Annotated in this window: 29 protein-coding genes; 14 read left to right on the top strand and 15 right to left on the bottom strand. The window is 66.5% G+C overall.

Features of this window, described 5'->3' with window-relative positions; translation table 11 throughout:
* The first annotated feature begins 4 nt into the window (after positions 1–4).
* Complete coding sequence (locus ACYQ4T_RS03975) at positions 5–1,051, top strand: phosphotransferase family protein (protein WP_459850981.1); 1,047 nt, start codon at positions 5–7, stop codon at positions 1,049–1,051.
* Here the strand turns inward: ACYQ4T_RS03975 and glcF are convergent.
* The 5 genes from glcF to ACYQ4T_RS03950 form a co-directional block, all read right to left on the bottom strand.
* The gene (gene glcF / locus ACYQ4T_RS03970) at positions 1,048–2,334 is read right to left on the bottom strand and encodes a glycolate oxidase subunit GlcF (protein WP_459850980.1); all 1,287 of its coding nucleotides are present in this window, start codon (positions 2,332–2,334) and stop codon (positions 1,048–1,050) included. The genes ACYQ4T_RS03975 and glcF overlap by 4 nt on opposite strands.
* A gap of 4 nt (positions 2,335–2,338) precedes the next feature.
* Positions 2,339–3,568 carry a glycolate oxidase subunit GlcE gene (gene glcE / locus ACYQ4T_RS03965; RefSeq protein ID WP_459850979.1) on the bottom strand — a complete coding sequence of 410 codons (1,230 nt, stop codon included), beginning with the start codon at positions 3,566–3,568 and terminating at the stop codon, positions 2,339–2,341.
* Between the two features lie 206 nt (positions 3,569–3,774).
* Positions 3,775–5,262, bottom strand: a complete 1,488-nt coding sequence (locus ACYQ4T_RS03960) for an FAD-linked oxidase C-terminal domain-containing protein (protein WP_459850978.1) — start codon at positions 5,260–5,262, stop codon at positions 3,775–3,777.
* A gap of 92 nt (positions 5,263–5,354) precedes the next feature.
* Positions 5,355–5,480, bottom strand: coding sequence for a type B 50S ribosomal protein L36 (gene ykgO / locus ACYQ4T_RS03955; RefSeq protein WP_379954749.1), 126 nt, complete (start codon positions 5,478–5,480; stop codon positions 5,355–5,357).
* 94 nt (positions 5,481–5,574) lie between these two features.
* A complete protein-coding gene (locus ACYQ4T_RS03950) occupies positions 5,575–6,531 on the bottom strand; it encodes a methyltransferase domain-containing protein (protein ID WP_459850977.1) in 957 nt (318 codons plus the stop codon).
* A 140-nt stretch (positions 6,532–6,671) separates the two neighbouring features.
* On the opposite strand from ACYQ4T_RS03950, the gene ACYQ4T_RS03945 reads away from it, so the two are divergent.
* Both ACYQ4T_RS03945 and ACYQ4T_RS03940 read left to right on the top strand, forming a co-directional pair.
* Positions 6,672–7,823, top strand: coding sequence for an NAD(P)/FAD-dependent oxidoreductase (locus tag ACYQ4T_RS03945; protein WP_459850976.1), 1,152 nt, complete (start codon positions 6,672–6,674; stop codon positions 7,821–7,823).
* Positions 7,824–7,969: 146 nt separating this feature from the next.
* Entirely contained in the window at positions 7,970–8,269 is a 300-nt protein-coding gene (locus tag ACYQ4T_RS03940) for a PilZ domain-containing protein (RefSeq protein ID WP_459850975.1), read from the top strand.
* A 99-nt stretch (positions 8,270–8,368) separates the two neighbouring features.
* Here ACYQ4T_RS03940 and ACYQ4T_RS03935 read toward each other — a convergent pair whose 3' ends face one another.
* Positions 8,369–8,704: a hypothetical protein gene (locus ACYQ4T_RS03935; RefSeq protein WP_459850974.1), complete on the bottom strand. Its 336-nt coding sequence runs from the start codon at positions 8,702–8,704 to the stop codon at positions 8,369–8,371.
* Positions 8,705–8,905: 201 nt separating this feature from the next.
* On the opposite strand from ACYQ4T_RS03935, the gene ACYQ4T_RS03930 reads away from it, so the two are divergent.
* Entirely contained in the window at positions 8,906–9,532 is a 627-nt protein-coding gene (locus ACYQ4T_RS03930) for a response regulator (protein WP_459850973.1), read from the top strand.
* Between the two features lie 26 nt (positions 9,533–9,558).
* On the opposite strand, the gene ACYQ4T_RS03925 is transcribed toward ACYQ4T_RS03930, so the two are convergent.
* The 3 genes from ACYQ4T_RS03925 to ACYQ4T_RS03915 are packed head-to-tail and all read right to left on the bottom strand — an operon-like array spanning position 9,559 to position 11,446.
* Entirely contained in the window at positions 9,559–9,906 is a 348-nt protein-coding gene (locus ACYQ4T_RS03925) for an Hpt domain-containing protein (RefSeq protein WP_459850972.1), read from the bottom strand.
* A 5-nt stretch (positions 9,907–9,911) separates the two neighbouring features.
* Positions 9,912–10,664: an SDR family NAD(P)-dependent oxidoreductase gene (locus ACYQ4T_RS03920; protein ID WP_459850971.1), complete on the bottom strand. Its 753-nt coding sequence runs from the start codon at positions 10,662–10,664 to the stop codon at positions 9,912–9,914.
* Complete coding sequence (locus ACYQ4T_RS03915) at positions 10,661–11,446, bottom strand: SDR family NAD(P)-dependent oxidoreductase (RefSeq protein WP_459850970.1); 786 nt, start codon at positions 11,444–11,446, stop codon at positions 10,661–10,663. The genes ACYQ4T_RS03920 and ACYQ4T_RS03915 overlap by 4 nt, the downstream gene beginning before the upstream one ends.
* A gap of 252 nt (positions 11,447–11,698) precedes the next feature.
* Here ACYQ4T_RS03915 and ACYQ4T_RS03910 point away from each other — a divergent pair, with 252 nt between their 5' ends.
* The 5 genes from ACYQ4T_RS03910 (at position 11,699) to ACYQ4T_RS03890 (ending at position 16,146) form a co-directional block, all read left to right on the top strand.
* The gene (locus ACYQ4T_RS03910) at positions 11,699–13,081 is read left to right on the top strand and encodes an aspartate aminotransferase family protein (RefSeq protein WP_459850969.1); all 1,383 of its coding nucleotides are present in this window, start codon (positions 11,699–11,701) and stop codon (positions 13,079–13,081) included.
* Positions 13,082–13,150: 69 nt separating this feature from the next.
* Positions 13,151–14,542: a glutamine synthetase family protein gene (locus ACYQ4T_RS03905; RefSeq protein WP_459850968.1), complete on the top strand. Its 1,392-nt coding sequence runs from the start codon at positions 13,151–13,153 to the stop codon at positions 14,540–14,542.
* Positions 14,543–14,720: 178 nt separating this feature from the next.
* Positions 14,721–14,954, top strand: a complete 234-nt coding sequence (locus ACYQ4T_RS03900) for a hypothetical protein (protein ID WP_459850967.1) — start codon at positions 14,721–14,723, stop codon at positions 14,952–14,954.
* A gap of 129 nt (positions 14,955–15,083) precedes the next feature.
* Positions 15,084–15,743, top strand: coding sequence for an O-methyltransferase (locus tag ACYQ4T_RS03895; RefSeq protein WP_459850966.1), 660 nt, complete (start codon positions 15,084–15,086; stop codon positions 15,741–15,743).
* Between the two features lie 172 nt (positions 15,744–15,915).
* Positions 15,916–16,146: a hypothetical protein gene (locus ACYQ4T_RS03890; RefSeq protein WP_459850965.1), complete on the top strand. Its 231-nt coding sequence runs from the start codon at positions 15,916–15,918 to the stop codon at positions 16,144–16,146.
* Between the two features lie 56 nt (positions 16,147–16,202).
* Here ACYQ4T_RS03890 and ACYQ4T_RS03885 read toward each other — a convergent pair whose 3' ends face one another.
* A complete protein-coding gene (locus ACYQ4T_RS03885; protein ID WP_459850964.1) occupies positions 16,203–16,367 on the bottom strand; it encodes a hypothetical protein in 165 nt (54 codons plus the stop codon).
* Positions 16,368–16,421: 54 nt separating this feature from the next.
* Positions 16,422–16,859, bottom strand: a complete 438-nt coding sequence (locus ACYQ4T_RS03880; RefSeq protein WP_459850963.1) for a COG4315 family predicted lipoprotein — start codon at positions 16,857–16,859, stop codon at positions 16,422–16,424.
* Between the two features lie 225 nt (positions 16,860–17,084).
* Between ACYQ4T_RS03880 and ACYQ4T_RS03875 the strand changes: the two genes are divergently transcribed.
* A complete protein-coding gene (locus ACYQ4T_RS03875) occupies positions 17,085–17,555 on the top strand; it encodes a PAS domain-containing protein (protein WP_459850962.1) in 471 nt (156 codons plus the stop codon).
* A gap of 15 nt (positions 17,556–17,570) precedes the next feature.
* On the opposite strand, the gene ACYQ4T_RS03870 is transcribed toward ACYQ4T_RS03875, so the two are convergent.
* Complete coding sequence (locus ACYQ4T_RS03870) at positions 17,571–18,203, bottom strand: hypothetical protein (protein ID WP_459850961.1); 633 nt, start codon at positions 18,201–18,203, stop codon at positions 17,571–17,573.
* A gap of 63 nt (positions 18,204–18,266) precedes the next feature.
* Entirely contained in the window at positions 18,267–19,283 is a 1,017-nt protein-coding gene (locus tag ACYQ4T_RS03865; protein ID WP_459850960.1) for a dimethylarginine dimethylaminohydrolase family protein, read from the bottom strand.
* Between the two features lie 104 nt (positions 19,284–19,387).
* Here ACYQ4T_RS03865 and ACYQ4T_RS03860 point away from each other — a divergent pair, with 104 nt between their 5' ends.
* On the top strand, positions 19,388–19,999 hold the full coding sequence (locus ACYQ4T_RS03860) for a LysE family translocator (RefSeq protein ID WP_459850959.1): 612 nt from the start codon (positions 19,388–19,390) through the stop codon (positions 19,997–19,999).
* Positions 20,000–20,287: 288 nt separating this feature from the next.
* Positions 20,288–21,328, top strand: a complete 1,041-nt coding sequence (locus tag ACYQ4T_RS03855) for a FecR family protein (protein WP_459850958.1) — start codon at positions 20,288–20,290, stop codon at positions 21,326–21,328.
* Between the two features lie 5 nt (positions 21,329–21,333).
* Here ACYQ4T_RS03855 and ACYQ4T_RS03850 read toward each other — a convergent pair whose 3' ends face one another.
* The gene (locus tag ACYQ4T_RS03850; RefSeq protein ID WP_459850957.1) at positions 21,334–21,771 is read right to left on the bottom strand and encodes a DUF192 domain-containing protein; all 438 of its coding nucleotides are present in this window, start codon (positions 21,769–21,771) and stop codon (positions 21,334–21,336) included.
* A gap of 8 nt (positions 21,772–21,779) precedes the next feature.
* A complete protein-coding gene (locus ACYQ4T_RS03845) occupies positions 21,780–22,271 on the bottom strand; it encodes a DUF1801 domain-containing protein (protein ID WP_459850956.1) in 492 nt (163 codons plus the stop codon).
* Positions 22,272–22,428: 157 nt separating this feature from the next.
* Between ACYQ4T_RS03845 and ACYQ4T_RS03840 the strand changes: the two genes are divergently transcribed.
* Together ACYQ4T_RS03840 and ACYQ4T_RS03835 are read left to right on the top strand one after the other, a co-directional pair.
* Entirely contained in the window at positions 22,429–23,034 is a 606-nt protein-coding gene (locus ACYQ4T_RS03840; RefSeq protein ID WP_459850955.1) for an SRPBCC family protein, read from the top strand.
* 178 nt (positions 23,035–23,212) lie between these two features.
* The gene (locus ACYQ4T_RS03835) at positions 23,213–23,683 is read left to right on the top strand and encodes a (2Fe-2S)-binding protein (RefSeq protein WP_459850954.1); all 471 of its coding nucleotides are present in this window, start codon (positions 23,213–23,215) and stop codon (positions 23,681–23,683) included.
* Position 23,684 lies beyond the last annotated feature (1 nt).

Genomic DNA, 23,684 nt, shown 5'->3' with positions numbered 1-23,684 from the left:
CTTGATGTTCGAGGCAGCGGCACCGGCGCTACGCGAGGCCAAACCGGCCTGGTCGCAAGTCCCGACGGCGGCGATCCGCGGGCTGGAAGCGGCGCTCGGCGCCGCGGTCACGCGCGGCGAGATCGCCTGGGGCGGCTATGGGCCGGGTGCCAGTTTCATCCTCCATCTCGCCGATGGATCGCGTCGCTTCGTCAAGGCGCGGCATCCGGAGCAGACTCGGGAAGGCAATGCGATGCTGGCCGAGGAGATCGCGGCACGGCGACGCTATCCGTTCATCGACAAGGTGGCGCCCGCCTTCCTCGGCGCGGTCCCGGCCGGCGACTGGCAATGGCTGGTGTTCGAGCATATCGACGACGCCCTGCCCGCCTTGCCCTGGACCCCGCAGAAGCTCGAGGCGGTCTTCGCCGCACTCGGCCGGATCTTCGCTGATTCGCGGCACCTGAAGCCGCGTGATTCCGATCCCGACCCGTTCGAGAAGACCCTGCCCGTCGCGTCCGGCAATTGGCATGCCCTCGCCGAGGACGCCGCGCTGCAGGCGGAATTTCTCGGCGCCTTCGTCGAGCCCGACGCGGCGGCCGCGTGGCTCGCCCGCTGCCTGCCGGTCCTGCGACCCTTGCAGACGGCGCGACGGGAACTCGGCGGCCCCACCGGGCTGGCGCATTTCGACCTGCGCTCGGACAACCTGCTGTTCCGCCCGGACGGCACGGCGCTGCTGCTGGATTGGAGCGAGGCCAGTATCGGCGCGCTGGCGGTCGAGCTCTGCGGCTTCGCGCCGTCCTGCATCGGCGAAGGCGGCGCCAGTGGCGAAACGCTGCGGATGCTCTATCAGCGCAGCCTCGGCGTGGCGATACCGGATCGCGACGTCGCGATCGCGCTCGCCAATGTGGCCGGCTTCTTTGCCGCCCGGGTGGGAAAGCCGTGGCGGCCCGCCATGCCGCGCCTGCGCTGGGTGGTGCGCCAGCAGTTCTGGGGCGCGATGCAATGGGCCGAAACCCTGCTCGCTCTCCCGCCGCTGCCGCGCCTGCGCAGCGACAACCTGGCGTCGGATTAGAGTCGTCCGGCGAGCTCCGCCGGCATCGGCCCACCATTCGCCCAGTCGAGCAGCTCGACCGTGTGGACGATCGGCGCGTCAATCGCGTTGCAGAGCTGCTGCAGGCAACCGATGTTGCCGGTGGCCACCAGATCGGGCGCGGTAGTTGCGATGTTCGCCGCCTTGCGGTCGCGCAGCTGCGCCGAGAGTTCCGGCTGCAGCAGGTTGTAGGTGCCGGCCGAGCCGCAGCAGAGATGGCCTTCGGGAATCTCCACCACCTCGAAGCCGGCGGCCCGCAGCAGTGCGCGCGGCGGCTCGGAGATCTTCTGCCCGTGCTGCATCGAGCAGGCGGAGTGATAGGCGACCTTCAGCTTCGGCACCGAACCGGAGAGGCCGAGCGTCGCCAGATATTCGGTGACGTCGCGGGTCTTGGCGCTGACGGCGGCGGCGGCGTCCTTGATGTCGGCTTCGCTGCGGAACATGTAGCCGTAGTCCTTCACCGTGGTGCCGCAGCCCGACGCCGTCACCAGGATGGCGTCGATGTCGCCGGCCTTTTGCCAGGCCACGATGTTGTTGCGCGCCAGCCGGTGCGACTGGTCGGTGAAGCCCATGTGATGGCCGAGCGCGCCGCAACAGCCGGCGCCTTCCGGCACCACGACCTCGATACCGAGGCGATTGAGCAGCCGGATCGCAGCGGCATTGATCTCCGGCCGCAGCACCGGCTGCACGCAACCCGCGAGCAGCGCGACACGGCCGCGCCGTGTGCCTTGCGCCGGAAAGACCTGCGGCCGGTCGGTCTCGGCCGGCGCCTTCGGGAAGCCCGGCGCCAGTTTCAAGGCATGGCCGAGCTTGCCCGGCAGCCAATGCGCGCCACCCAGCGCCTTCGCCAGCGCGGCGCCCAGCATCATCACGCGGAACAGGCCGGTGCGCGGCATGACGAAGGCCAGCATGCGGCGCAGCCAGCGCTCGTCGGCCGGGCGGGCGTAGGTTTCGGCGATATGCGCGCGGGCGTGATCGACCAGGTGCATGTAATGCACGCCCGATGGGCAAGTCGTCATGCAGCTCAAACAGGAGAGGCAGCGGTCGATATGCTTGGCGTCGGTCGCGGTCGCGGCGCGGCCCTGCTCCAGCATCTCCTTGACCAGGTAGATGCGGCCGCGCGGAGAATCGAGCTCGTCGCCCAGCAGCACGTAGGTCGGACAGGTCGCGGTGCAGAAGCCGCAATGGACACAGGTGCGGAGGATCTTCTCGGATTCCGCGGTGTCCGGATCAGCGAGCTGCGCCAGCGTGAAATGGGTCTGCATGCTTTCAGATGCCTTCAAACATACGACCGGGATTGAGCACGCGCTGCGGATCGAAGGAGCGCTTCACCTGCTCGGTCAGCGCTCGCGATCCTTCGGCCTCGAAGACCTGAATCTTGCGGCGCTCGGCCTCGGATGCCCGCACCAAGGTGGCGTGACCGCCGCAGCGCTGGAAAGCGCGCCGCACCTGCTCCGCATGGGCGCCGCCATTGGCCGGGATCGACAGCCAGACCAGACCGCCACCCCAGTCGAGCAGGAAGTTGCTGCCGGGAATGTCGATCGCACAGCTCGCCGCCACAGCGGCGCCATGTGCCGGCGGCACCGAGATCCGCCAAAGGATGGTGTCGGTGTCGAAGAAGGGATGGAGGTCGCGGATCTCGCGCCACAGGGTCATCGAGTTGGCGCTGTGCAGTTCTTCGGTCGCGCCCGCCACATCATCGGCAAAGTCGCGCCGGAGCGCGGCGCAGTGATGCTCGACCACCGGGCCGGAGCCCTCCACCCGCAACGCCGTGACGCTGCCCTGCGCGCCGACATAGTCGCAATCCGAGGACTGCGCCTGGATCTGCGGCAGGAAGGCCGCGGCCGAGATATCGTATGGACCGGTCAGCGCCTTGGTCATCGCCGCATTCGCCGCCGTCGCATCGAGCCCGTAGAGCAGGACCGTGCGGGTCTTCTCCGGCCGCGGCAGCACCTTGACCGTGACTTCGTCCATCAGCGCCAAGGTGCCGAAGGAACCGGCCAGCAGCTTGGGCAGATCGTAACCGGTGACGTTCTTCACCACCGGCCCGCCGCCCTTGAAGATCTCGCCGCGGCCGTTGACCGCGGTGAAGCCGAGGAAGTGGTCGCGCGCCGCGCCTGCCTTGAACCGGCGCGGGCCCGAGAGATTGGTGGCGAGAATGCCGCCCAAGGTGCCGGTGCGGTTGCCGCCCGCATCGCTGCCCGGGTAGAGCTTGCCGAAATCGGGCGGCTCGAAGGCGAGAAACTGATTCCGCTCCTGCAGCGCCGCGGCGATTTCGTCCATATGCGTGCCGGCCCGCGCGACCATCACCAGCTCTTCCGGATGGTAGGAGACGATGCCGGACATCGCTGCGGTGGTGAGCTGCCGTGCCGCATCGACCGGGCGGCCGAAGCCGCGCTTGCTCGAGGCACCGAGGATTTCCAGCGGCGCCTTGTCGGCGATTGCGGCCCGCACGCAATCGGCGGCCTCCGCCAAAGAGGCAGGACTGAGCAATTCCATCGGCTAGACCGCTGTGAAAGGAAGTTCGCGTCGAGTTTGCGGCGCCCCCTCCCCAGCCCTCCCCCGAAGACGGGGGAGGAAGAAGAAGGGGACCCTCCCCCGAAGTCGGGGGAGGGAGTCACAAACGCGCGGCAATGCCCTCCCCCATCTTTGGGGGAGGGTTGGGTGGGGGTGCCGCAGAATGATTCTGTCCAATCGCATCCCGCCTAAAACCGCGGCAGTTCGGGATGGGGCAGCGCGCCGCCGCGCACATGCATGCGGCCCAGTTCGGCGCAGCGGTGCAAGGTCGGGAACACCTTGCCGGGATTGAGCAGCAGGTCGGGATCGAAGGCGCATTTCAGGCGCTGCTGCTGGTTGAGGTCGAGCTCGGAGAACATCTCCGGCATGAGATCGCGCTTCTCGACGCCGACGCCGTGCTCGCCGGTCAAGACGCCGCCGACCTCGACGCAGAGCTTCAGGATGTCGGCGCCGAAATGCTCGGCCTGCTCCAGCTCGCCCGGCTTGTTGGCGTCGTAGAGAATGAGCGGATGCAGGTTCCCGTCGCCGGCATGGAACACATTGGCGACCCGCAACCCGTATTTCTGAGAAAGCTCACCCATCCGCTTCAGCACCTCGGGTAGCCGGCGGCGCGGGATGGTGCCGTCCATGCAGTAATAGTCCGGTGAGATCCGCCCGACGGCGGGAAAGGCCGCCTTGCGCCCGGCCCAGATCTTCAGCCGCTCCGCCTCGCTCTCGCTGACGCGCAAGGAGGTCGCGCCGTTGGCCTGCACGATCCCGGTCACCTGCTGCAGCAAGTGATCGCATTCGACTCCCGGCCCGTCGAGCTCGACGATCAGCAGCGCCTCGGCATCGAGCGGATAATCGGCATGGACGAAATCCTCGGCGGCATGGATCGCCGGCTTGTCCATCATCTCCATGCCGGCGGGAATGATGCCGGCGCCGATCACCGCGGCGACCGCGGCGCCGGCCTGCTCGCTGCTCGCGAAGCCGGCCACCAGGGCCCGCGCCGTCTCCGGCCGCTTCAGCAGGCGCACGGTCACCTCGGTGACGACGCCGAGCAGACCTTCGGAGCCGGTCATCAGGCCCATGAGATCATAGCCGCCGGAATCGAGATGCTTGCCGCCGAAGCGCACCACCTCGCCCGAGATCAGCACGACTTCGAGGCCGAGCAGGTTGTTGGTGGTGAGGCCGTATTTCAGGCAATGCACGCCGCCGGAATTCTCCGCGACATTGCCGCCGATGGTGCAGGCGATCTGGCTCGAGGGATCCGGCGCGTAATAGAAGCCGGAAGCGAGCACCGCGTTGCTGATCGCGAGATTCTGCACCCCGGGCTGCACCACGGCGCAGCGGTTCTCCAGATCGATCTCCAGTATCTTGTTGAGCTTGCCCAAGCCCAGCACCACGCCGTCGGCCAACGGCAGCGCGCCGCCGGAGAGCGAGGTGCCGGCGCCGCGCGGGACGACCTTCACCTGGTTCGCGGCGCAGAATTTCAACACCGCGGAAACTTCCGCCGTGTTGCGCGGCAGGGCGACCAGCAGCGGCGCCTGGCGATAGGCGGTGAGGCCATCGGACTCATACGCCTTCAAGGCCACGGGATCGGCGATCACCGATTCCGGCGGCAGCAACTCGGCGAGCGCCGCGGCGAGGCGTGGCTTCTGCGCAATCGTGTTCGAGTCCGGGGCAGGCATCAGCATGACGGCACTATTGCCGAAACCCGCGCAAAACAAAACCGCGCGGGGCAGGGCCACGCGCGGTTTGTAGAAAAGATCGGCTTGCGCCGGGGCGATTAGCCCTGGCGAGCCTTGAAACGCGGGTTGGTCTTGTTGATCACATAGACCCGGCCGCGGCGGCGGACGATGCGGCAATCCTTGTGCCGCGTCTTGGCCGACTTCAGCGAGTGAATGACCTTCATGGCCGGTATCCTTCGAACTAAAAATGCGGGCGGAACATAGTGGCGCGGCGGCGCCCTGTCAACCCCGGGCAGGGGGACCTAACCCATTGTTCTATCAAGAGGACTTTGTGCTGCCCATCTTGATGGCGTAATAGCGCCGGAGCTGCAGCGCGCCGGAATCGAGCGCCGCCACCCGCTTGGTCCAGAGCGCCACCTCGGCGACCAGGGCGTCGGGATAGGCCCGGGCTGCGGCCGCGGCCACCGGATCCTGGGTGAAATTCACGAAGGCCTCGATGACGTGGGAGCGGTAGGTCGCGGTCAGGTCCTCATCCACCCGCACGTCGAGCTTCAGCCCCTTCATCTTCGAGAGGTAGTCTTCGCCGAGCCAGAAATGTCCGGCCTTGCCGTCCCGGGTCACGAAATCCTTCAGCCGCGGATCGTCGGCCTTGGTGCCGGCCGTGCGCACGAAATCGGTGAGCGCGATCTGGCCACGTGCTTTGAGCGCCCGCTCGAAGTTGCCGAGCAGCTTCTCCTTCTCCTGCACCATGTACAGCGCTTCACTGGAATAGATGCAGTCGAAGGAGGCGGGCTTGGGCTGAAAGTCCTTGATCGCGCAGGCTTTGATTTCAGCCTTCTTGATGCCTTTCTTGGTCGAGAGCTCCTGTCCGCCCGCGGCCATGATCGGATCCGGCTCGAAGCCGTTCACCCAGACACCGAACTCCTCGCTCACCGCCCGGGTGCCGCCGCCCAGCCCGGCGCCGAAATCCATCACCGTCATGCTGGGATCGAGCGCGAACGGCTTGACCAAAGTGAGGATCGCGGCGGCGCCGCCCGGCCCCACCAGACTCTCGCCCCAAATGGTCTGCGCAATCTTGATATAGGGCTGTTCAAGCGGAGGAATTTCTTCCGCCGGGGCCTCAACCGGTTCGACCGGGCCCAGGACCGGCTCCGGCACCGGCGCCGAAGGGTCCATCAGGTCGTTGACGTCATAACCTTCCCACCACGCCTTGAGGCGAGTCTTGAAGGATGGCTTGGCACTTGGCGGTACGCTGGATTCCAGGGCCGCCCCCATGTTCCGACCTGCGGAAAGGTTGCAAGAGCGGTGAATATACGGATGTTTTCGTTAACGAAAGCTTCTATTGTCGGCCCCGCCTCGGAGGGTGCCGGGGCATCCCGAACTGTCCCTTAAAGATCGACCCCTTTAGTCCAAAGATGACCACAGATTGCGATTTCCTGGTGATCGGCGCCGGTGTCTCCGGGGCCGCCGCGGCCTGGGAACTGGCCGCGCTCGGCAAGACCATCCTCCTGGAGATGGAAGACCAGCCCGGCTATCACAGCTCCGGCCGTTCGGCGGCGCTTTATACCCCGAACTACGGGCCCGCCCCGGTCCGCGAGATCTGCCAGGCCGCCGGCGCCTTCTTCAGCGCGCCGCCGCCGGGCTTCGCCGAGCATCCGCTGCTGACCCCGCGCGGCGCCTTGACCCTCGGCATCGACGATCCCGAGAACGCCATCGACCAGCTGCTCAAGGACGCGCCGGCAGAGCATCCGATCGCGGAGATCTCGCTCAAGCAGGCGATCGAGCTCTGCCCTTTGCTCCGGCCCGGTGTGTTCCGCCGCGCGATCTACGAGCCGGGCGTCATGGACATGGATGCGGCGGCGATTCATCAGGGGTATCTCCGCGGCTTCAAGGCGCGCGGCGGCAGGCTCGCGGTCTCCGCCACCGTGACCGCGCTGGAGCGCAGCGGCGGTCAATGGACCGCGGTCACGGCCAAGGAGCGCTTTCGCGCGCCGATCGTCGTCAACGCCGCCGGAGCCTGGGCCGATCGCATCGGCGCGCTGGCGGGCGCGCCGCGGATCGGCCTGCAGCCATGCCTGCGCACGGTGATCCTGGTCGAGGTGCCGCCGGAATTCTGCAAGCCGACCCAGCCGGTCGGCGAGGTGATCGAGACCTGGCACTATTTCAAGCCGGAGGCCGGCCGCATCCTCGCCTCGCCCGGCGACGAGACTCCGGTCGATCCTATGGATGCCTATCCCGACGACATGGTGATGGCCGAGCTCGCGGATTACCTGGAGCGGCACACGCTGCTGAAAATCGAGCGGATCCTCCGGAGTTGGGCGGGCCTGCGCTCCTTCGTGCCGGATCATTGTCCGGTGGTCGGTCTCGACCCGCGAGCCGAGGGCTTCTTCTGGCTCGCCGGCCAGGGCGGCTACGGCATCATGATGTCGCCGGTCCTCGGCCGCGCCACCGCCTCCTTGATCGATACCGGCGCGCTGCCGGAGGATCTCCGTGAGCGCGGGCTTACCCCGGCCGATCTGGCACCGGACCGTGCCGGCCTGCGCGAATCGGTGGTTACGGTTGGTTAAGCTCTTTGGGGATTAATGTCTTGGCGCGATTGGGTTTCGCGTGGCACGATGCGCGCCATCGGCGCCGGGGCTGCGATTGAGTCGCGGAAAGCGCCGCATTCTCCAAATTCAGCGTGTCACGGACTGCGCGTACAGGGGTTGGGTTGATGGCCAAAGATGAGATTGAAGCGGGCAGCGACGACCGTCGCCACGATCCGCGTTTCGTCGTCAACCTGCCGGCGCATGTCACCATTCGCGGCGAGCGGGTGCTGTGCAAGCTGGTCGACATCTCGCTGCACGGCGCCCTGGTCGAGACCGCGGGCCCGGTTCATGTCGGCGACAAGGTCTCGCTCGACGTGCCGAATGTCGGCCCGACCATTGCGACGGTGCTGCGCATCACGCCCACCCACATGGCGATGGTGTTTCCGGGCGCGGTGGTGATCTCGTCGCTGATCCCGAAAGACTAGCTAGAGCAGGCCGTCATTGCCGGGCTTGACCCGGCAATCTTGCAAGGCCCTGAGCGAGATGCCCGGGTCGAGCCCGGGCATGACGATTGGAATCGCGGCTCAGACCAGCTCTTCGCGCGGCATGGGGCGGATCATCTCGGCCACCTCGAACTCGCTGAATTCCTGGCTGTCCGGCAGTTCCAGATGCAGCGAGCCCGCCTGGCAGTTGACCACCACCACTTCACGCTTCTCGAGATAGGGCTGCGGCAGCATGGTCAAGCGGCTGCCGACCGCAAGCCCGCCGGTCGCCGGCGGCAGCACGCAGGCGCCGCGGCGCGAGACGTTGTAGTAATGGGTGACCGCGACCGTGCGGCGCTCCTCGGCATCGTCGAACACCAGGATGGTGGCGCCGTCGAACTTGAAGCGCGGTTCGCGTCTTTGATCGATTCCGTCCATTTATCCGCTTTGCCGGCCGAGCCGATCTGCCGCTCCCTGTCGCGGTGCCGGCCAGTCTTGTTCCCAAGCGATGACCCCTTATAGGGAAGCTCCCATGAGTCGGCAACAAAAGCCTCGGTCGTAAACCATGGTCCTAAGGTTCCTATTGCCGCGCTCCGGTGAGTGAGTCTAACGTTCGCAATCGAATCCGGGGGGACGCGAATGACGGATTCAGAACTCTCCGACGTGCTGCTGATCGAGGACACGCCCTCGATGGCGCGGGTCTATCTGGAATACCTAAAGCGCGGACCGTTCCGGGCGCGGCATTGCATGACCGGCCAGGAAGCCCTGGACGACATCGCCCGCAGCCCGACCGATGCGGTGCTGCTCGATCTGCGCCTGCCCGACATGGACGGGCTCGATGTCCTCAAGCACATCCGCGCCCGGGAGTTCCAGGTCGCGGTCGTGGTGATCACCGCCGACGGCTCGCTGAACCGCGCGGTCGAGGCGATGCGCGAAGGCGCGCTCGATTTCCTGGTGAAGCCATTCAACGCCGACCGGCTGTTGATCACCCTCGGCAATGTGTTGGAGCGCCGGCGCCTGAACTCCATGGTCGAGAGCCTGAGCGGCCATGCCGGCGAGAACGGCGGCAACGGAAGCGGCCCGAAGGTGCTTCCGCTCCACGTCACTGAGCGCAACGCGATCGAGCAGGCGATCCGCGCCTGCGACGGCAACGTAGTCCGCGCCGCCGCCTTGCTGGAGATCAGCGCCTCCACCATCTACCGCAAGCTCGCCACCTGGCATGAAGCGCCGCCCAACGGCGAGGCGGCGCTGGAGATGCACGCCTAGGTGTCGCCCGGCTAGGCATCGCCCCGCTAGGCATCGATCGTCCGGAGCACCTGATCGAGTTCCGCCAGATCCGCATCCACTTCCGTCTCGAGCCGGGCCAGCTGCGCTTCGGCTTCGGGCCCGCGATGGGCATCGGCGGCCTGCTCGATCGACGCGGCGATGCCGGCAAGCTCGGTGAGGCCGAAGCTGCTGGTGGCGTGCTTGAGCGAATGGGCCTGGCGGCCGAGCTCGCGCCAATCCTGCGTGCCGAGCAGGCTGCGCAGGGCCACCACCGCGCCGCGCGTCTCCTCCTCGAAGAGACGCGCGAGGCGCTGGAAGGCGTCGCCGCCGACATCCAGCACCATCTGGTCGATCGGCCGCCGGTCCAGCCCCATGGCGATCAGGAACCCGCCGAGAGGCCGAAGTCGAAGGCGAGCGCCGCGCCGGTCAAGGCGCCGAGCCGCGGCGAGGCCGACATGTAGACCAGTTCGGCGACTTCCTCGGCGGTGATGAAGCGCGCCTTCGCCTTCTGCGGATACTTGGCGCGGAGATTCTCGAGATAGCCTTCGGCATCGCCGCCGCCGAAGGCGCTGGCCTGGTAGTCCAGCATCGGCGTCGCGACGTCGCCGGGGCAGATCGCGATCGCGCGGATTCCGCGCGGCGCGAGCTCGACCGCCAGCGCCTTGGTCAGCAGCACGACACCGCCCTTGGAGGCGCAGTAGATCGCCGCCCCCGCATTGCCGACCAGCCCGGCGTCCGAGGCGATGTTGACGATGATGCCGCCGGTCTGTTCCAGCGCCGGGATCGCATAGCGGTTGGTGAAGAACAGGCCCTTCAGGTTGACGTTCATCACCTTGTCGTACTCGGCCTCGGTCGCCTGGTCCGACGGGCCCTCGGTCCAGATGCCGGCCGCGGCAACCAGCACGTCGAGGCGGCCGAATTTCGCGACCGTCTCCCGCACCATGCGCTCGCAGTCGGCCACCTTGGTCACATCGGCCGTGATGCCGAAGACGCCGGCATCGAGATTCTTCGGATTGAGATCCGAAGCCGCCACCGTTGCGCCCGCTTCGAGGAAGCGAGCGGCAATCGCGCGGCCCATGCCGCCGGCGCCGCCGGTGATCAGCACCACGCGGTCATCTCGCTGGTTGGTCAATTTCCCTTGATCTCCTGAATAATGTTGCCGCCATCGACGACGATGAGCTGGCCCGTGACGTAGCTCGCCGCCTCGCCGGCGAGGAAGAAGGCGACCGCGCCCACCTCTTCCGGCCGGCCGGAGCGGCCCGCCGGCGTGTTGCGCCCGGCACGCTTCTCCTTCGCCGATTGCGAGCCGGTGGCGATCCAGCCCGGCGCGATCGCGTTCGCGGTGATGCCGAGCGGCGCCAGCTCCAGCGCCAGCGAGCGGGTGTAGCCCATCATCGCCGCCTTCGCCGTGCCATAGGCGCCGCCACGCGGGAAGGTCACCAGCGGTCCGCTGACCGAGGAGACGTTGACGATGCGGCCATAGCGCTGCTTCTGCATGATCGGCACCGCGGCGCGGGTCACGAAGAAGCAGGTGTCGAGATTGAGCGCGAGCGCGCGGCGCCATTCGTCGTCGTCGATGCGCTCGACCGGCGATGCGGTGTTCTTCTTCCCGGTCTGCACCATGCCGGCGTTGTTGACCAGGATGTCGAGCCGCCCGAACTTCTTCTTCACCGCAGCGACCAATGCCCTCGCCTCGGCATTGTCGCTCAAGTCGGCGATGAAGGCGGCCTTCGACGCCGCGCTCCCGGGCAGTTCCTTCAGCCGCTCCTGGATCCGCCTGGTGGTCGACGTGATCGCCACCTTGGCACCCGCCTCGGCCAGCAGCTTCGCCGCCGCGAAGCCGATGCCGTCGGCGGCACCGGCGCCGGTCACCAGGGCGACGCGGCCCTCATATCCATTTCCCTTGGTCTTCATGATTCCCCGTTCCGATGCCGTGCCTTGCTTCATCATGCTTCGCTGACGCCCAGCTTACCACCCCCTTGCACAGCCCCCGGGCAATCGCTATGACTCTCGCCCAGCGGATGTCGCCCGCCGGGATCGTTAATTCTCCGGCCTCTCCACAGACACCGTCGCGCCGTGCATGCGGTACATAACCAATATGTAGCCCCGGCGCGCTCATTCTCTCCACGCAAGTTTGCGAGCGCACCGCGGCAGGGGTGCGTTTGAATGCAACAGACCGAAGCCGCGCGCAGCGTTCCCGGCATCGCCGCCGCGCAGATCGATTCCATGCTGAAGCGGGAGCGCGATCGCTTCCTGCAAGCCAACCCGACCTCGGCCAAGCTCGCCGAGAGCGCCAAGGCGCATTGGCATAACGGCGTGCCGATGCATTGGATGCTCGACTGGTCCACGCCCTTCCCGCTCTATGCCAAAGAGGCGAAAGGCGCGACCCTGACCGATGTCGACGGCCACGAATACGACGACTTCTGCCTGGGCGATACCGGTTCGATGTTCGGCCATTCGCCGGAACCCGTGGTGCGCGCGATCCGCGAGCAATCGACCCGCGGCCTCACCTACATGCTCTCGACCGAGGACGTGCCGGTGGTCGGGCAACTGCTCTCCGACATGTTCGGCCTGCCCTACTGGCAGGTCGCGACCACCGCGACCGACGCCAACCGCTTCGTGATCCGCTGGTGCCGCGCGATCACCAAGCGCCCGAAGGTGCTGATCATGAGCGGCTGCTATCACGGCGCCGTCGATGACACCTTCCTGCGCCTCGACCAGAACGGCAAGCCGGCCAACCGCGTCGGCTTGATGGGCCAGGTCTATGATCTGACCCAGGGCACCGTCGTGGTCGAGTTCAACGATCTCGAGGCGATCGAGCGCGCGCTGAAAGCGGGCGACGTCGCCTGCATCCTGACCGAGCCGGCGCTGACCAACATCGGGATGGTGCTGCCGCAGGAGGGCTATCTCGACGGCATGGCGCAGCTCGCCAAGAAATACGGCACGCTGCTGATCATCGACGAGACCCACACGATCTCGACCGGCTATGGCGGCTATACCCGCATGCACAACCTGAAGCCGGATTTCTTCACCTTGGGCAAGCCGGTCGCCGGCGGCATCCCCTGCTCGGTCTTCGGCTTCACCGCCGAGATGGCCGAGCGGATGCGCCAGGCCGAGGCGGAAGCCGGCCCCGGCTATAGCGGCATCGGCACCACCTTGAGCGCCAACGCGCTGCAGCTCCATTGCATGCGCGCCAATCTCGCCGAGGTGATGACGCCCGCCAACTACAAGCACATGCTCGATCTCTCCGAGCGGCTCGCGCGGGGCGTCGAGCAGGAGATCACGAAGCGCAACGTGCCCTGGCATGTCTCGAACGTCGGCGCCCGCGCCGAGTTCGTCTGCGCGCCCACGCGGCCGAAGAACGGCGCCGAGGCCAAGGCGGCGATGCGGCCGCATCTCGAGCTCGCGGTGCATCTCTATCTCCTGAACCGCGGCGTGCTGATCGCGCCGTTCCACAACATGACCCTGCTCTCGCCGGCGACCACGGCGGCGCAGGTCGATCACCTGGTTGCCACAGTCGGAGGCTGTCTGGACGAACTGAAGGCATGAGGCTGCCCGGGGCAAGCCGGGCATACCAACATCCGCCTCATCCGAAATTCGTTCCAGGAGTCTTCGACCATGAACATGCAGCAGAAAGCCACCCCCAACGGAATTGCCAATGTGGAAGAATGCGACGCCTTCTTCGCGGCGCATCCGGAGATCGAGAACGTCCAGATCTTCTTCGTGAACCAGTCCGGCGTGCCGCGTGGCAAGAACCTGCGCAAGCGCGACGTCCGCGGCATCTTCGAATATGCCCGGATGCTTCCCGGCACCATGCTGGCGCTCGACATCAACGGCGAGGATGTCGAGGAGAGCGGCCTGGTGATGAGCGACGGCGACGCCGACCGGCTCGGCCGCCCGGTGCCGGGCACGCTGCAGCCGGCGCGCTGGCTCGGCAACGATTTCGCCCAGGTGATGCTGTCGGTCTATGAGCTCGACGGCACGCCCTGCAATGTCGATCCGCGCCATGTCCTCAAAGGCGTGGTCGATCGCTTCAAGGAGTTCGACCTCACGCCGGTGATCGCCTGCGAGCTCGAGTTCTATCTGATGGACCAGAAGACGCCCGGCCAAGGTCCGGCCTCGCCGGTCAGCGGTCACCGCAGCAAGCATATCCAGGCCTACGGCCTGCGCGAGCTGGACGACTTCCAGCCCTTCCTGGACGACCTCTACTCTTATGGCGAGGCCGCCGGCCTGCCGCTGGAATCGGCGATCTCGGAGAATGCGCCGAACCAGTTCGAGGTCGGCCTGGTGCACCGCGCCGATGCCTTGCGCGCGACCGACGAGGCGCAGGTCTTCAAGCGCCTGGTCAAGGGTACGGCGATGCGCCACGGCCTGGAGGCCACTTTCATGGCCAAGCCGCATAACGGATTGGCCGGGAGCGGCCAGCATCTCCATGTCAGCCTCGCGGACAAGCAAGGCAAGAACGCCTTCGCCAGCGACGACCCGACCGGCAACGATCTGCTGAAATTCGCGATCGGCGGCATGAAGGCGCTGCTGGGCGACGCCATGGCGATCTTCGCGCCCAACGCCAATTCCTATAAGCGCTTCCAAGCCAATCTCTACGCGCCGGTGGCGCCGACCTGGGGCGTCAACAACCGCACCGTCAGCTTCCGCGTGACCGCGGGCCCGGCGTCGTCGCGGCATGTCGAGCACCGCATCTGCGGCGCCGATGCCAACTCGACCCTGGCGGTCGCCGCCTTGCTGGCCGCGATTCATCACGGCATCAAGCACAAGATCGATCCCGGCGCGCCGATCGTGGGCGACGGCTATGCCTTGGCGGCCGAGCAGGGCCTCACGCTGCCGCGGCACTGGAACCTGGCGCTCGACGCCTTCGCCAATTCGACGGCGATGCGGGACTATCTCGGCGCGCGCTTCCACCAGATGTTCACCGCGATCAAGCGTTCCGAATACGACCGCTACCACGCCCAGGTTACCGAGCTCGATTACGACTGGTACCTGAGGAACGCCTGACGCCGGGATGGGCCCTGATGTGGCGTTTCGACGCTGCATCATGGTAAATTAACGGCACCTTGTAGCCGCACCGATGCGCGTGGTAGTTTTCTGTCAAATCAAAGCCCTAATGCCGGCTTCGCTTCTCGTCAGACGCGCCGGCGGAGGGGCCGGCAACGGTCAGACAGCGGAGTTCGCCTTGGGTCTCTTCAGAAGCAGAAAGCCGGTTCAGGTTCATGTCGGCAACCGGTATCAGGTCGGCGATTCGCCCTTGATGGTCTGGGAAGTCGCGAACCTGTTCCAGGGCATCGACGGCACGCCCTATGCGCATATCTTCTGCGTCGCCGATCCGAGCCGCCGCAAGACCGTGGCCCAGAACGCGCTCGAAGCCGGCAATCAGTACGTCCGCATCCAGGACGCGCACGCCCATTGACGCGGTCGCGCCGGCGCCCTTGATCGGCGACGCGCGGCCCTCGACTGAATCGGCAAAAAGATCTCGCCCGCGCCCAGACGACCGCGGCGCGGCGCACTATCCACACCATCTCGCATCGGGGACCAGATCATGGCGCGCCGCTCGCTGGAGCTTGACGACCGTCTCTACGACTACCTCGTGCAGTTCGGCACCCGGGAAAGCGATCTCCTGAAGGACCTCAGGAACGAGACCGCGAAGCTGCCGGGCGCCGGCATGCAGATCGGCCCCGAGCAGGGTGCCTTCATGGCGCTGCTGGTGGAGCTGATCGGTGCCCGCCGGGCGCTCGAGGTCGGCACCTTCACCGGCTATTCCAGCCTCTGCATCGCCGGCGCGCTGCCAGCCGACGGCAAGCTCATTTGCTGCGACGTCAGCGAGGAATACACCAAGGTCGCCCGCGACTATTGGCGCCGCGCCGGGCTGGAAAGCAAGATCGAGCTCCGCCTCGGGCCCGCCGTTGCGACCCTCGACGCGCTGATCGACGCCGACGTCGAGCCCTTCGACTTCGCCTTCATCGATGCCGACAAGACCAACTATTCGAACTATTACGACCGCGCCATGCGGCTGGTCCGCCCGGGCGGCCTGATCGCCATCGACAACGTGCTCTGGGGCGGCGACGTCGCCGACCCGAAGCAGAACGACGAAGACACCCAGGCGATCCGCGCGGTCAACGAGAAGGTCCGCAGCGACGAGCGCGTGACCCTGGCGCTGGCCCCGATCGGCGACGGCTTGACCCTGGCGCGGAAGCGCTGAGCCGGCGGCGCTCCGAAAGTCCGAAAGTATCCGTCGCGACGGCGCGGAATTTTCTCTGCCCGCACCCCGAATCCCGGAACTCCCTTTCGGGCTGGGGTTTTGGGCTTTGGGCGTCTTCGCCCGGATTCGACGGGCTCGGCCAACCAGCCGGTCTCGGCTTCAGGAGAGCGAAATGGCAGACTCCACGAACAACAACGGCGGCAACAGCAGCCGCAGCAGTAACAATTTCCTCTACTTCATCGTCGGCGGCTTGGTGGTGATCGTCGCCCTCGGCTTCTTCCTCATGCAGGGCGGCGCGATCGGTCCGACCAAGACCACCGAGACGACCATCACCGCGCCAGCGCCGGCACCCGCCGACGGGGGCTCGACCACGACCACGCAACAGACCACGACGCCGAACTGATTGCGGATCCGATCCTTGCTCGATGCCGTGCAATGTCGAGCAAGGATTAGGCCGATCTATTGCGAGGTGGAATCGACGTCCGGTGGTGTCGCCAGTTCATTGGCGGTGGTTCCGAAAAAGCCGTTGTAGTAGGCGAAGGCACCGATGACGAAGACGACCAGAACTCCGGCAATCAAGAGGCGCCGGTTCTGGCTGATGGGGTTGGTTGTGGCTTGGTTCATGGTAGATCTCCCTCGCTCCGTCCCGACGGAATGCCGAGACGGACGCGTTGCGGCCTATTGCACGATGTGCCAATTCTGATTGTAGTTGTTGCCCTTCATGTCGCCCATCATCGTGTCCTCGGCAAAGGTGTAGAGCGGACGACCTTGCTTCGCCCACTGCATGGTGCCGTCGTTGCGTCGGATGATGGTCATGTCACCGAAGGGTTGCTGGCCCGGCCGGGCTACGACCGGCGGCCAGTAGCTGGCACAGGGGCCGTAGCACGTGGACTGGCCGGCGGTATCCTTATCGAAGGTATAGACGGTCATGCCGCTCGACGTGGTCAGCAACGAGGTCGAGCTCGTCTGCGTGGTCGTCATCCGCGGCTGGTCCGAGGGCAACTCGGCCAGGCCGGGGGAATCGTGCCTCCCGCCCGCGTCTTGCATGCAGGCGGCGAGGAGCATCAGCGAGCCGACCGCGAAGAGCGGCAGCCCGCGTGTCAGGATCCGGTTCATTGGATTCTCCATTTTCGAGACCGGCGCGTTACAGGCGCCATTGGTGTCGGGCCGAGGCAGGCAGTGTGCGCCTTCAGCCCCTTAGCTAGGGAATACCGCCCGAGGGGGATTGGTTGCTGCCGGCACAAGATTCAGTCAGCCACCAAAGATGGGGAGCGAGCCCCGCATCGCCAAAGACGGCTCCCCATCGGGCACACACCGGGGTAGTCTGGTTTCATGTCCGTGATGGCCTCGCCTGTCGTCGAGTACCCGGAGGTGATCTCGCCGATCCTGCGCGAGGGCTACGGCTATTGGCGGCACAAGCGCGGCGACCGGCCCTTCCCGGCGCGCGCCGACTTCGATCCGATGCTCGAGAACCCGAAGCTCGCCCGCAACATGATGCTGCTGGACGTCGAGCAGGACCCGCTCGACTTCCGCTACCGGCTGATCGGCGACAAGCTGCGCGACCATATGGGCGAGAACTGGATCGGCAAGCGCTGGTCCGAGATCGAGCAGCAGCGGCCGCCCAACCCGATCTGGATGCATCACCAATGGGTGGTGGAGAATCGCCTGCCGCGCTTCATCCGCCCGAACTACGTCGGGCCGCACCGCCAGTTCATGTTCATCGAATCCGCCGTGCTGCCGCTGGGATCCGATCCCGAACGCGTCGACATGCTGATGCTGTTCGTCGATTTCCTGTCGAAGCTCGGGCGGTAGGACCGAGCCGCGCCGCTATGCCGTAGGCTGCCGTTCCGGCAGCCCGACCTCGGCCATGTATTGCGCGTAGCAGACCGGGCAGAGACCGTGGCTCAGCGAGACATGCGCGCTGCCGCCGGCGCGATAATACTGCTCCGGCTCGACCCAGCTCGCGGCGTCATGCTCCTGGCCGGGCTGCGCCAGCACCCGATGACACATGCTGCAGATCACCAGCATCGGGATCGACGGGTCCGCCACCAGGGCGAGCGCCTTATCGTATTCGAAGATCGAGAGTGGGGGCCTTTGCGCCTCGCGCAGGGTCTGCGAGCTGAACAGGGCGCTGCCGGCGCCGGCGCCCGCCACTGCCGAGATCGTCATGCGGAGCGCGCGCATCATGCCGGGCGAATCACAGCGATAGTCCAGCTCCCAAACATGCTCGGGATCCGAACCAATGCGTGAGAGAATCCGGCGGTAGAGCGCCTGCACATCGTTGCCGGAAATGAACTCGAAGAGATTGCGGCCAACCAGGCTCTGGGGATCGGGCTGGCCCGGCGCGTTGCCGACCTGGGCATGCCAGTGTCGCTGGCCCACCAGCAGAATGTTCCCCGCGTGATCGACCAGATAGGCCGGCCCCCAGATCGCATCGAGAAGCTGCTGCGCGGTCAGCATGTCCCGATCATGCGAGCCGGGCCAGGATCGGTCAAGCTTGGCCCGCCCTCTTGGCCGAAAGCCCTAGACTCGGTCCCGGATCAGCGGCGTGGTCGAGCAGTGGATGCCGCCGCCATTGAGGTGCATCGCGTCATAGGGCAAGGCTTTGCATTCGATGCCCTTCTTCGCCAGCTGGTCGAGGATGCGGTTCGAGCCGCCTTCGGGGATGATCAGCTTCCTGGGCGCGACGGCGAGCGAGTTGACGATCCAGCCGAAATCCGAAGGCTCGATCTCGATGGTCTCGACCTTCAGTCGCTTCAACTCCTCGAGGAAGGCGTAGGAGAGCCCCGCCGGATTGATCAGCGCCAAGCCCTGGTCGACCATCAGGAAGCTGCCGTCGATATGGATATCGTAGCCGACGAGGTCGGTGACGATCAGCTCGACGCCCTGGCGCTTCAGCACCTCGCCGACCTGTGCCGCCCCTTCGTGGTTGACGCGGATGCCACAGCCGATCACCGCGGTCTTCTCGTTGATCCAGGCGAAGCTGCCGCCTTCCATCAAGGCGGAGCCCGAAAGTGTCCGCAGGATCGGCACGCCGAGCTTCGCGAGAGTCCGGGTGATCGCCAGTTCCTCGCCGCGCCGGATCCGGGCACCCATGCGGCAGACGATGGCGCCGCCCTTCACCATGATCAGCGGGTCGCGGGTATAGCAGGACTTGAGCCGCTTGCCGGCCTCGCCTTCCACCTCGAAGACTTCGACGCCTTCGGCGCGCAAGGCCGCGGTCAAGCCGTCATGCTGGGCCTGCATCTCCGAGAGCGGCGGCACGCGGTCGCTCTGGAAGTACCAGCCTTCGGTCACGTCGCCATAGGAGCCGATCTCGGGGATGCGCTTCTTCGGATCGACCACTTTCAGCTCGTCGCCCGGCCGATGCACCAGCACCGCGCGCATCCGGCCGACATCGTTGTCGATGCCCCAGGCGCGGCCCCAGTATTTCTCCAGCTCGTCCTCCGCCTCGAATTCCGGCACAGCACCGGCGGCGAACATCTTGACCGTCTGGTTGTAGATCCAGTGCGCGGAGGATTCTGTTGCTTCGTCGGCCATGCCCGGCTCCGATCAATGAGGTTGACGACGAGTGTAGCGCCCGCCCGTTGCTTGCGCGACCAGATCAATGCGGTAATCTGGCAAACCACTTGGGGAATGCCGCCATGAGCCTGGATTTCCTGATCACGACCCTGATCATCGTCGCCTCGCCGGGCACCGGCGTCCTCTACACCCTGGCCGCCGGGCTTTCGCGCGGGCCCAAGGCGAGCGTGGTCGCGGCCTTCGGCTGCACCCTCGGCATCGTCCCGCACATGGCCGCCGCGATCCTCGGCCTCGCCGCCCTGCTGCACACCAGCGCCGTCGCTTTCCACACGTTCAAATATGCGGGCGTCGCCTACCTCCTCTATATGGCCTGGATGACCCTGAAGGAGCATGGCGCGCTGAAAGTCGAGCCGGACAACAGCGGACGCTCGGCCCTGCAGGTCACGGTCCATGCGATCCTGATCAACATCCTCAACCCCAAGCTCTCGATCTTCTTCTTCGCCTTCCTGCCGCAATTCGTGCAGGCGAACGAGGCCCATCCGCTGGCGCGTATGCTGGAGCTCAGCACGGTGTTCATGCTGCTGACCTTCGTGGTCTTCGTCGGCTACGGCCTGTTCGCCGCCGCGATCCGCAACCATGTGATCACCCGGCCGCGCATCCTGACCTGGATGCGCCGCGCCTTCGCCGGCGCCTTCGTGGCCCTGGGCGCCAAGCTGGCGGTCGCCGATCGCTGAACCGCAGACCAACCCGCATGCCCGCGCATAGCCCGCCCCTCGCGGCGGCCTTATTAGAACTCATAATATGCCGGTTAAAAAGAATTCGATTTTCTAATCGAGGTCGCAACGCTATTCAACCCAGGGCTTAGTGATGGGATAGGGACTGCACCGGACAGCGATCTCTCTATCGATGACCGGAAGAATTGCGGCAGCGCCACCCGCAAAGGCCAGAGGTTGTGATATCGCGCATATCCGGCCTAAGCCTGAAATTGCAACAGTCCGGCCCGCTACAACTCGGGGGAAGCTATGCGCAGGACCGGCTTGCCGCTGCGGCGGATCGTTTTGTCATTTCTGGTCGCGGCGGCGACTCTGGCCGGTGCAGCCGGCCTCACCTGGGCGGAACCCGCCAGCCAGGTCATCGCTTTGCGCGGAACCGCAACGCTCGAGCGTGGCAGATCCCGCTTGCCGCTGGCAGCCGGCACCGAGCTCGCCATGGGCGACTGGGTCGAAACGGATGCCGGGGCGCGGGTGAAGCTGCGCTTCGCCGACGGCTCGCTGGTGCAGCTCGGCGAGAACACGCGCCTGCGCATCGACCAGGCCAAGTTCGACCAGGCCGAGGGCCGACGCAACATCCTGCTCGACATGCCCCTGGGCCTGCTGCGCGCCGCGGCGGCGAAGCTGACGTCGACCAGCGGCTCCAGCTTCGAGATTCATACCGGCATCGGCTACTCCGCCGTGCGCGGCACCGAATGGATCATGGTCGCGGCCAGCGAGGAGACGCGCGTCTATGTCACCGAGGGCCGGGTCTCGGTCGGCACCGACTTCCCGAGCGCCCAGTTCCCGAAGCTGGTCCAGGCCGGCTATTGGGTGGTGGTTCGCAAGACCGGCATCGAGACCATCGAGGCCTCGCCCCCGGGATCGCTCGACAGCCTGATGGAGCAGACCGAGGCCGCCGTCACCGACAGCGCGCCGGCTGGCGATGCCGAGACCGCCGAGACGGAGACCGATTCCGTCTCGGATGCGAGCGACGCGGTTACCGACGTCACCGACAATGCGGTCGATCCGGCGAACGCGAACGGATCGGCGACGACGACGGGGACGGGCGCCGACAGCTCTGCCCCGAGCGGCGGCACCTCGACGAGCCCAAATTCCAACAGTTCGCCCAACAATTCGCCGAACAAGACTTCGAACGGCGGCTCGTCGGGCTCGTCGTCGGGCGGCGGCGGCAGCAGCAGCGGCGGGGGCGGCAGCGGCAGCAACGGCGGCTCTTCCAACTCCGGCGGCGGCGGCAAGGGCTCCGGCGGCGGCCTGGGCGGCAAGTCCGGGGGCTCGAACAAACTGAAGTAGGCGCGCTATCGGCTCGGCCGGTCCGGATAGTCCACCCGGTCGCCTTCCTTGATGCCGAGCGCCGCGGCGGTGCCGCCGTTGACCTCCAGCACCGCCTTCACCGCGGCCCCGGAGTCGATCGGGGTCTCGTCCAGCGGCACGGCGTTATGCGCGATATGGGCGATGCTGCCATCGGCCTTCAGGAACAGCATGTCGAGCGGGATCAGGGTGTTCTTCATCCAGAAGGAGACCGGCTGCTCGCCGGGATAGATGAACAGCATGCCGGCATTGGCCGCCATCGCCTTGCGATACATCAGGCCCTGCGACCGGGTCTCCGGGGTGGTGACGATCTCGACCTCGAACTTATAGGCGCTGCCGCCGGCATGGATGACCAGGGGCTCGGCGATCGCCACGGTGGCGCCGAAGACGAGGGCCGCGACCAGCCCCAACAGAAACCGAACCAAGCGCCCGCTCACAGATAATCCTTCGCGCCGTTGCGATGATAGGTGAGCGCCAGCGCGATGCAATGCCGGAGCGCCGCCTTGGGCAGCGGCCGGTCGGCATCCAAGAGGATGCTGCGGTTGCCGCCGAAGCTGAGCTGGTCGCGATAGAGCTGGCGGAAGGTCGCGACCAGGGTGGTCTGGCAGTGGACATAGAGCGCATAGCGTTCGCTGTCGTCGCCCGCCCCCGGCTTCACCCGGTCGATCCGGATCGTGCTGCCGCTGCCCGTCTCGTTGGTCAGGTAGCTCGGCTGGCCCCATTTCAGGGTCTCGTCGAGCGCGCCCACGCCCGGGGTCTTTTCCGCGGTCTCCAGGATCAGCCTGCGCAAGGCCAGAAGCTTCGCCTGGACCCGGCCGGGATAGGCGGCGAACACGGCCGCCACCGCCGGATCGGCGAAGCCGCCGCCGCACCGGTCGGTCTTACCGCCGGTCTTTCTCTTGGCCCTTGCCCGCGACTCCGTCATGGTCACATTTAGCCCGAGCCGCTTGAGAAAGATCAACTCACGTCGGCGTTCCGCCGCTCGTGCAGCCGGGCCGCCATTGGTGCACCGGCCGCGCTCCGCCTTGACTTGGGCCGGATCGCCCGGAAAGGTGAATGCCCCCATTCAAGAGGACTGCCCCATGGACATGACGGGAGAACATTGGATCAATGCGCCGCGCCAAGCGGTCTGGGCGGCGCTCAACGATCCCGAAGTCCTGAAGCAGTCGATCGCCGGCTGCGAGGAATTGAACAAGACCTCCGACACCGAGTTCCAGGCCCAGGTCACCGCCAAGGTGGGACCGGTCAAGGCGAAGTTCGGCGGCAAGGTGACCTTGAGCGAGCTCGATCCGCCCAACGGCTACACCATTACCGGCGAGGGCTCAGGGGGCGCGGCGGGCTTCGCCAAGGGCGGCGCCAAGGTGCGGCTGGAAGATGCCGAGAAGGGCGGCACCCTGCTTAAGTACGAGGTCCGGGCCCAGATCGGCGGCAAATTGGCGCAGATCGGCTCGCGCCTGGTCGATGGCGCCGCGCGCAAGATGGCCGACGAGTTCTTTGCGACCTTCGCCGCCACGGTCGAGGCCAAGTCCGGCGGCGCCGCGGTTCCCGCGCCGGAGGCCGCCGCGGAGGCCCTGACGGCGCCTGCCGCAGTGCCGCCGTCCCGCGAAACGAAAGGCCTGCCGCCCGTGGTCTGGATCGGGGCCTTGATCGTGATCGCGGCCGCCATCGTCTGGTGGGCGACGCGCTGATCGGCCGGACATTGGATTGGCAGGGCCGAACCATTCCCGCCCCCGCTTCACTGTCATCCTCCGCGCCTTGACCCCCGTTTCGGAACACGCTCATACTTAACGCCTGCCAAGAAGACCGGGGAAACCGGCGTTCGGCGGTTCGGCAATCGGCGCCGCCGCGATCATAGGGAGGTTACCAATGCCCACCGTAACGATGACGGTGAACGGAAAAGCCGTCACCGGTGAGGTCGAGGGCCGCACGCTGCTCGTCCATTTCCTGCGTGAGAAGCTGCACCTGACCGGAACCCATGTGGGCTGCGACACCGCCCAATGCGGCGCCTGCACCGTTCATCTGAACGGCAAGGCGATCAAGTCCTGCAACATGCTCGCTCTCCAGGCCGAGGGCGCGCAGATCACCACGATCGAGGGCCTGGCGCAGAACGGCACGCTGCACCCGATGCAGGAGGCCTTCCGCGACAACCACGGCCTGCAATGCGGCTTTTGCACCCCGGGCATGGTGATGGCCGCGGTCAGCCTGGTGAAGGGCAAGGCCAATCTTTCCGACGAGGAGATCCGCCACGGGCTCGACGGCAACATCTGCCGCTGCACCGGCTATCACAACATCGTCAAGGCCGTGAAGGCCGGCGCCCAAGCGATGGGAGGGAAGTGAG

This window comes from Dongia sp. agr-C8, assembly GCF_054658695.1.
Note: the sequence above shows the minus strand (reverse complement) of the source record. Positions and strands in the feature narration are given on the sequence as shown.

What these genes read in the sequence shown, in the direction of transcription:
- ykgO (WP_379954749.1), bottom strand. Translation starts at nt 5,480, where the DNA reads ATGAAGGTCATTCACTCGCTGAAGTCGGCCAAGACGCGGCACAAGGAT.
- ACYQ4T_RS03835 (WP_459850954.1), top strand. Translation starts at nt 23,213, where the DNA reads ATGCCCACCGTAACGATGACGGTGAACGGAAAAGCCGTCACCGGTGAG.
- ACYQ4T_RS03875 (WP_459850962.1), top strand. Translation starts at nt 17,085, where the DNA reads ATGGCCTCGCCTGTCGTCGAGTACCCGGAGGTGATCTCGCCGATCCTG.
- ACYQ4T_RS03945 (WP_459850976.1), top strand. Translation starts at nt 6,672, where the DNA reads ATGACCACAGATTGCGATTTCCTGGTGATCGGCGCCGGTGTCTCCGGG.
- ACYQ4T_RS03905 (WP_459850968.1), top strand. Translation starts at nt 13,151, where the DNA reads ATGAACATGCAGCAGAAAGCCACCCCCAACGGAATTGCCAATGTGGAA.
- ACYQ4T_RS03935 (WP_459850974.1), bottom strand. Translation starts at nt 8,704, where the DNA reads ATGGACGGAATCGATCAAAGACGCGAACCGCGCTTCAAGTTCGACGGC.
- ACYQ4T_RS03895 (WP_459850966.1), top strand. Translation starts at nt 15,084, where the DNA reads ATGGCGCGCCGCTCGCTGGAGCTTGACGACCGTCTCTACGACTACCTC.
- ACYQ4T_RS03860 (WP_459850959.1), top strand. Translation starts at nt 19,388, where the DNA reads ATGAGCCTGGATTTCCTGATCACGACCCTGATCATCGTCGCCTCGCCG.
- ACYQ4T_RS03925 (WP_459850972.1), bottom strand. Translation starts at nt 9,906, where the DNA reads ATGGGGCTGGACCGGCGGCCGATCGACCAGATGGTGCTGGATGTCGGC.
- ACYQ4T_RS03845 (WP_459850956.1), bottom strand. Translation starts at nt 22,271, where the DNA reads ATGACGGAGTCGCGGGCAAGGGCCAAGAGAAAGACCGGCGGTAAGACC.
- ACYQ4T_RS03880 (WP_459850963.1), bottom strand. Translation starts at nt 16,859, where the DNA reads ATGAACCGGATCCTGACACGCGGGCTGCCGCTCTTCGCGGTCGGCTCG.
- ACYQ4T_RS03870 (WP_459850961.1), bottom strand. Translation starts at nt 18,203, where the DNA reads ATGCTGACCGCGCAGCAGCTTCTCGATGCGATCTGGGGGCCGGCCTAT.
- ACYQ4T_RS03930 (WP_459850973.1), top strand. Translation starts at nt 8,906, where the DNA reads ATGACGGATTCAGAACTCTCCGACGTGCTGCTGATCGAGGACACGCCC.
- ACYQ4T_RS03865 (WP_459850960.1), bottom strand. Translation starts at nt 19,283, where the DNA reads ATGGCCGACGAAGCAACAGAATCCTCCGCGCACTGGATCTACAACCAG.
- ACYQ4T_RS03915 (WP_459850970.1), bottom strand. Translation starts at nt 11,446, where the DNA reads ATGAAGACCAAGGGAAATGGATATGAGGGCCGCGTCGCCCTGGTGACC.
- ACYQ4T_RS03950 (WP_459850977.1), bottom strand. Translation starts at nt 6,531, where the DNA reads ATGGGGGCGGCCCTGGAATCCAGCGTACCGCCAAGTGCCAAGCCATCC.
- ACYQ4T_RS03940 (WP_459850975.1), top strand. Translation starts at nt 7,970, where the DNA reads ATGGCCAAAGATGAGATTGAAGCGGGCAGCGACGACCGTCGCCACGAT.
- ACYQ4T_RS03910 (WP_459850969.1), top strand. Translation starts at nt 11,699, where the DNA reads ATGCAACAGACCGAAGCCGCGCGCAGCGTTCCCGGCATCGCCGCCGCG.
- ACYQ4T_RS03885 (WP_459850964.1), bottom strand. Translation starts at nt 16,367, where the DNA reads ATGAACCAAGCCACAACCAACCCCATCAGCCAGAACCGGCGCCTCTTG.
- glcE (WP_459850979.1), bottom strand. Translation starts at nt 3,568, where the DNA reads ATGGAATTGCTCAGTCCTGCCTCTTTGGCGGAGGCCGCCGATTGCGTG.
- glcF (WP_459850980.1), bottom strand. Translation starts at nt 2,334, where the DNA reads ATGCAGACCCATTTCACGCTGGCGCAGCTCGCTGATCCGGACACCGCG.
- ACYQ4T_RS03890 (WP_459850965.1), top strand. Translation starts at nt 15,916, where the DNA reads ATGGCAGACTCCACGAACAACAACGGCGGCAACAGCAGCCGCAGCAGT.
- ACYQ4T_RS03840 (WP_459850955.1), top strand. Translation starts at nt 22,429, where the DNA reads ATGGACATGACGGGAGAACATTGGATCAATGCGCCGCGCCAAGCGGTC.
- ACYQ4T_RS03855 (WP_459850958.1), top strand. Translation starts at nt 20,288, where the DNA reads ATGCGCAGGACCGGCTTGCCGCTGCGGCGGATCGTTTTGTCATTTCTG.
- ACYQ4T_RS03960 (WP_459850978.1), bottom strand. Translation starts at nt 5,262, where the DNA reads ATGCTGATGCCTGCCCCGGACTCGAACACGATTGCGCAGAAGCCACGC.
- ACYQ4T_RS03975 (WP_459850981.1), top strand. Translation starts at nt 5, where the DNA reads ATGTTCGAGGCAGCGGCACCGGCGCTACGCGAGGCCAAACCGGCCTGG.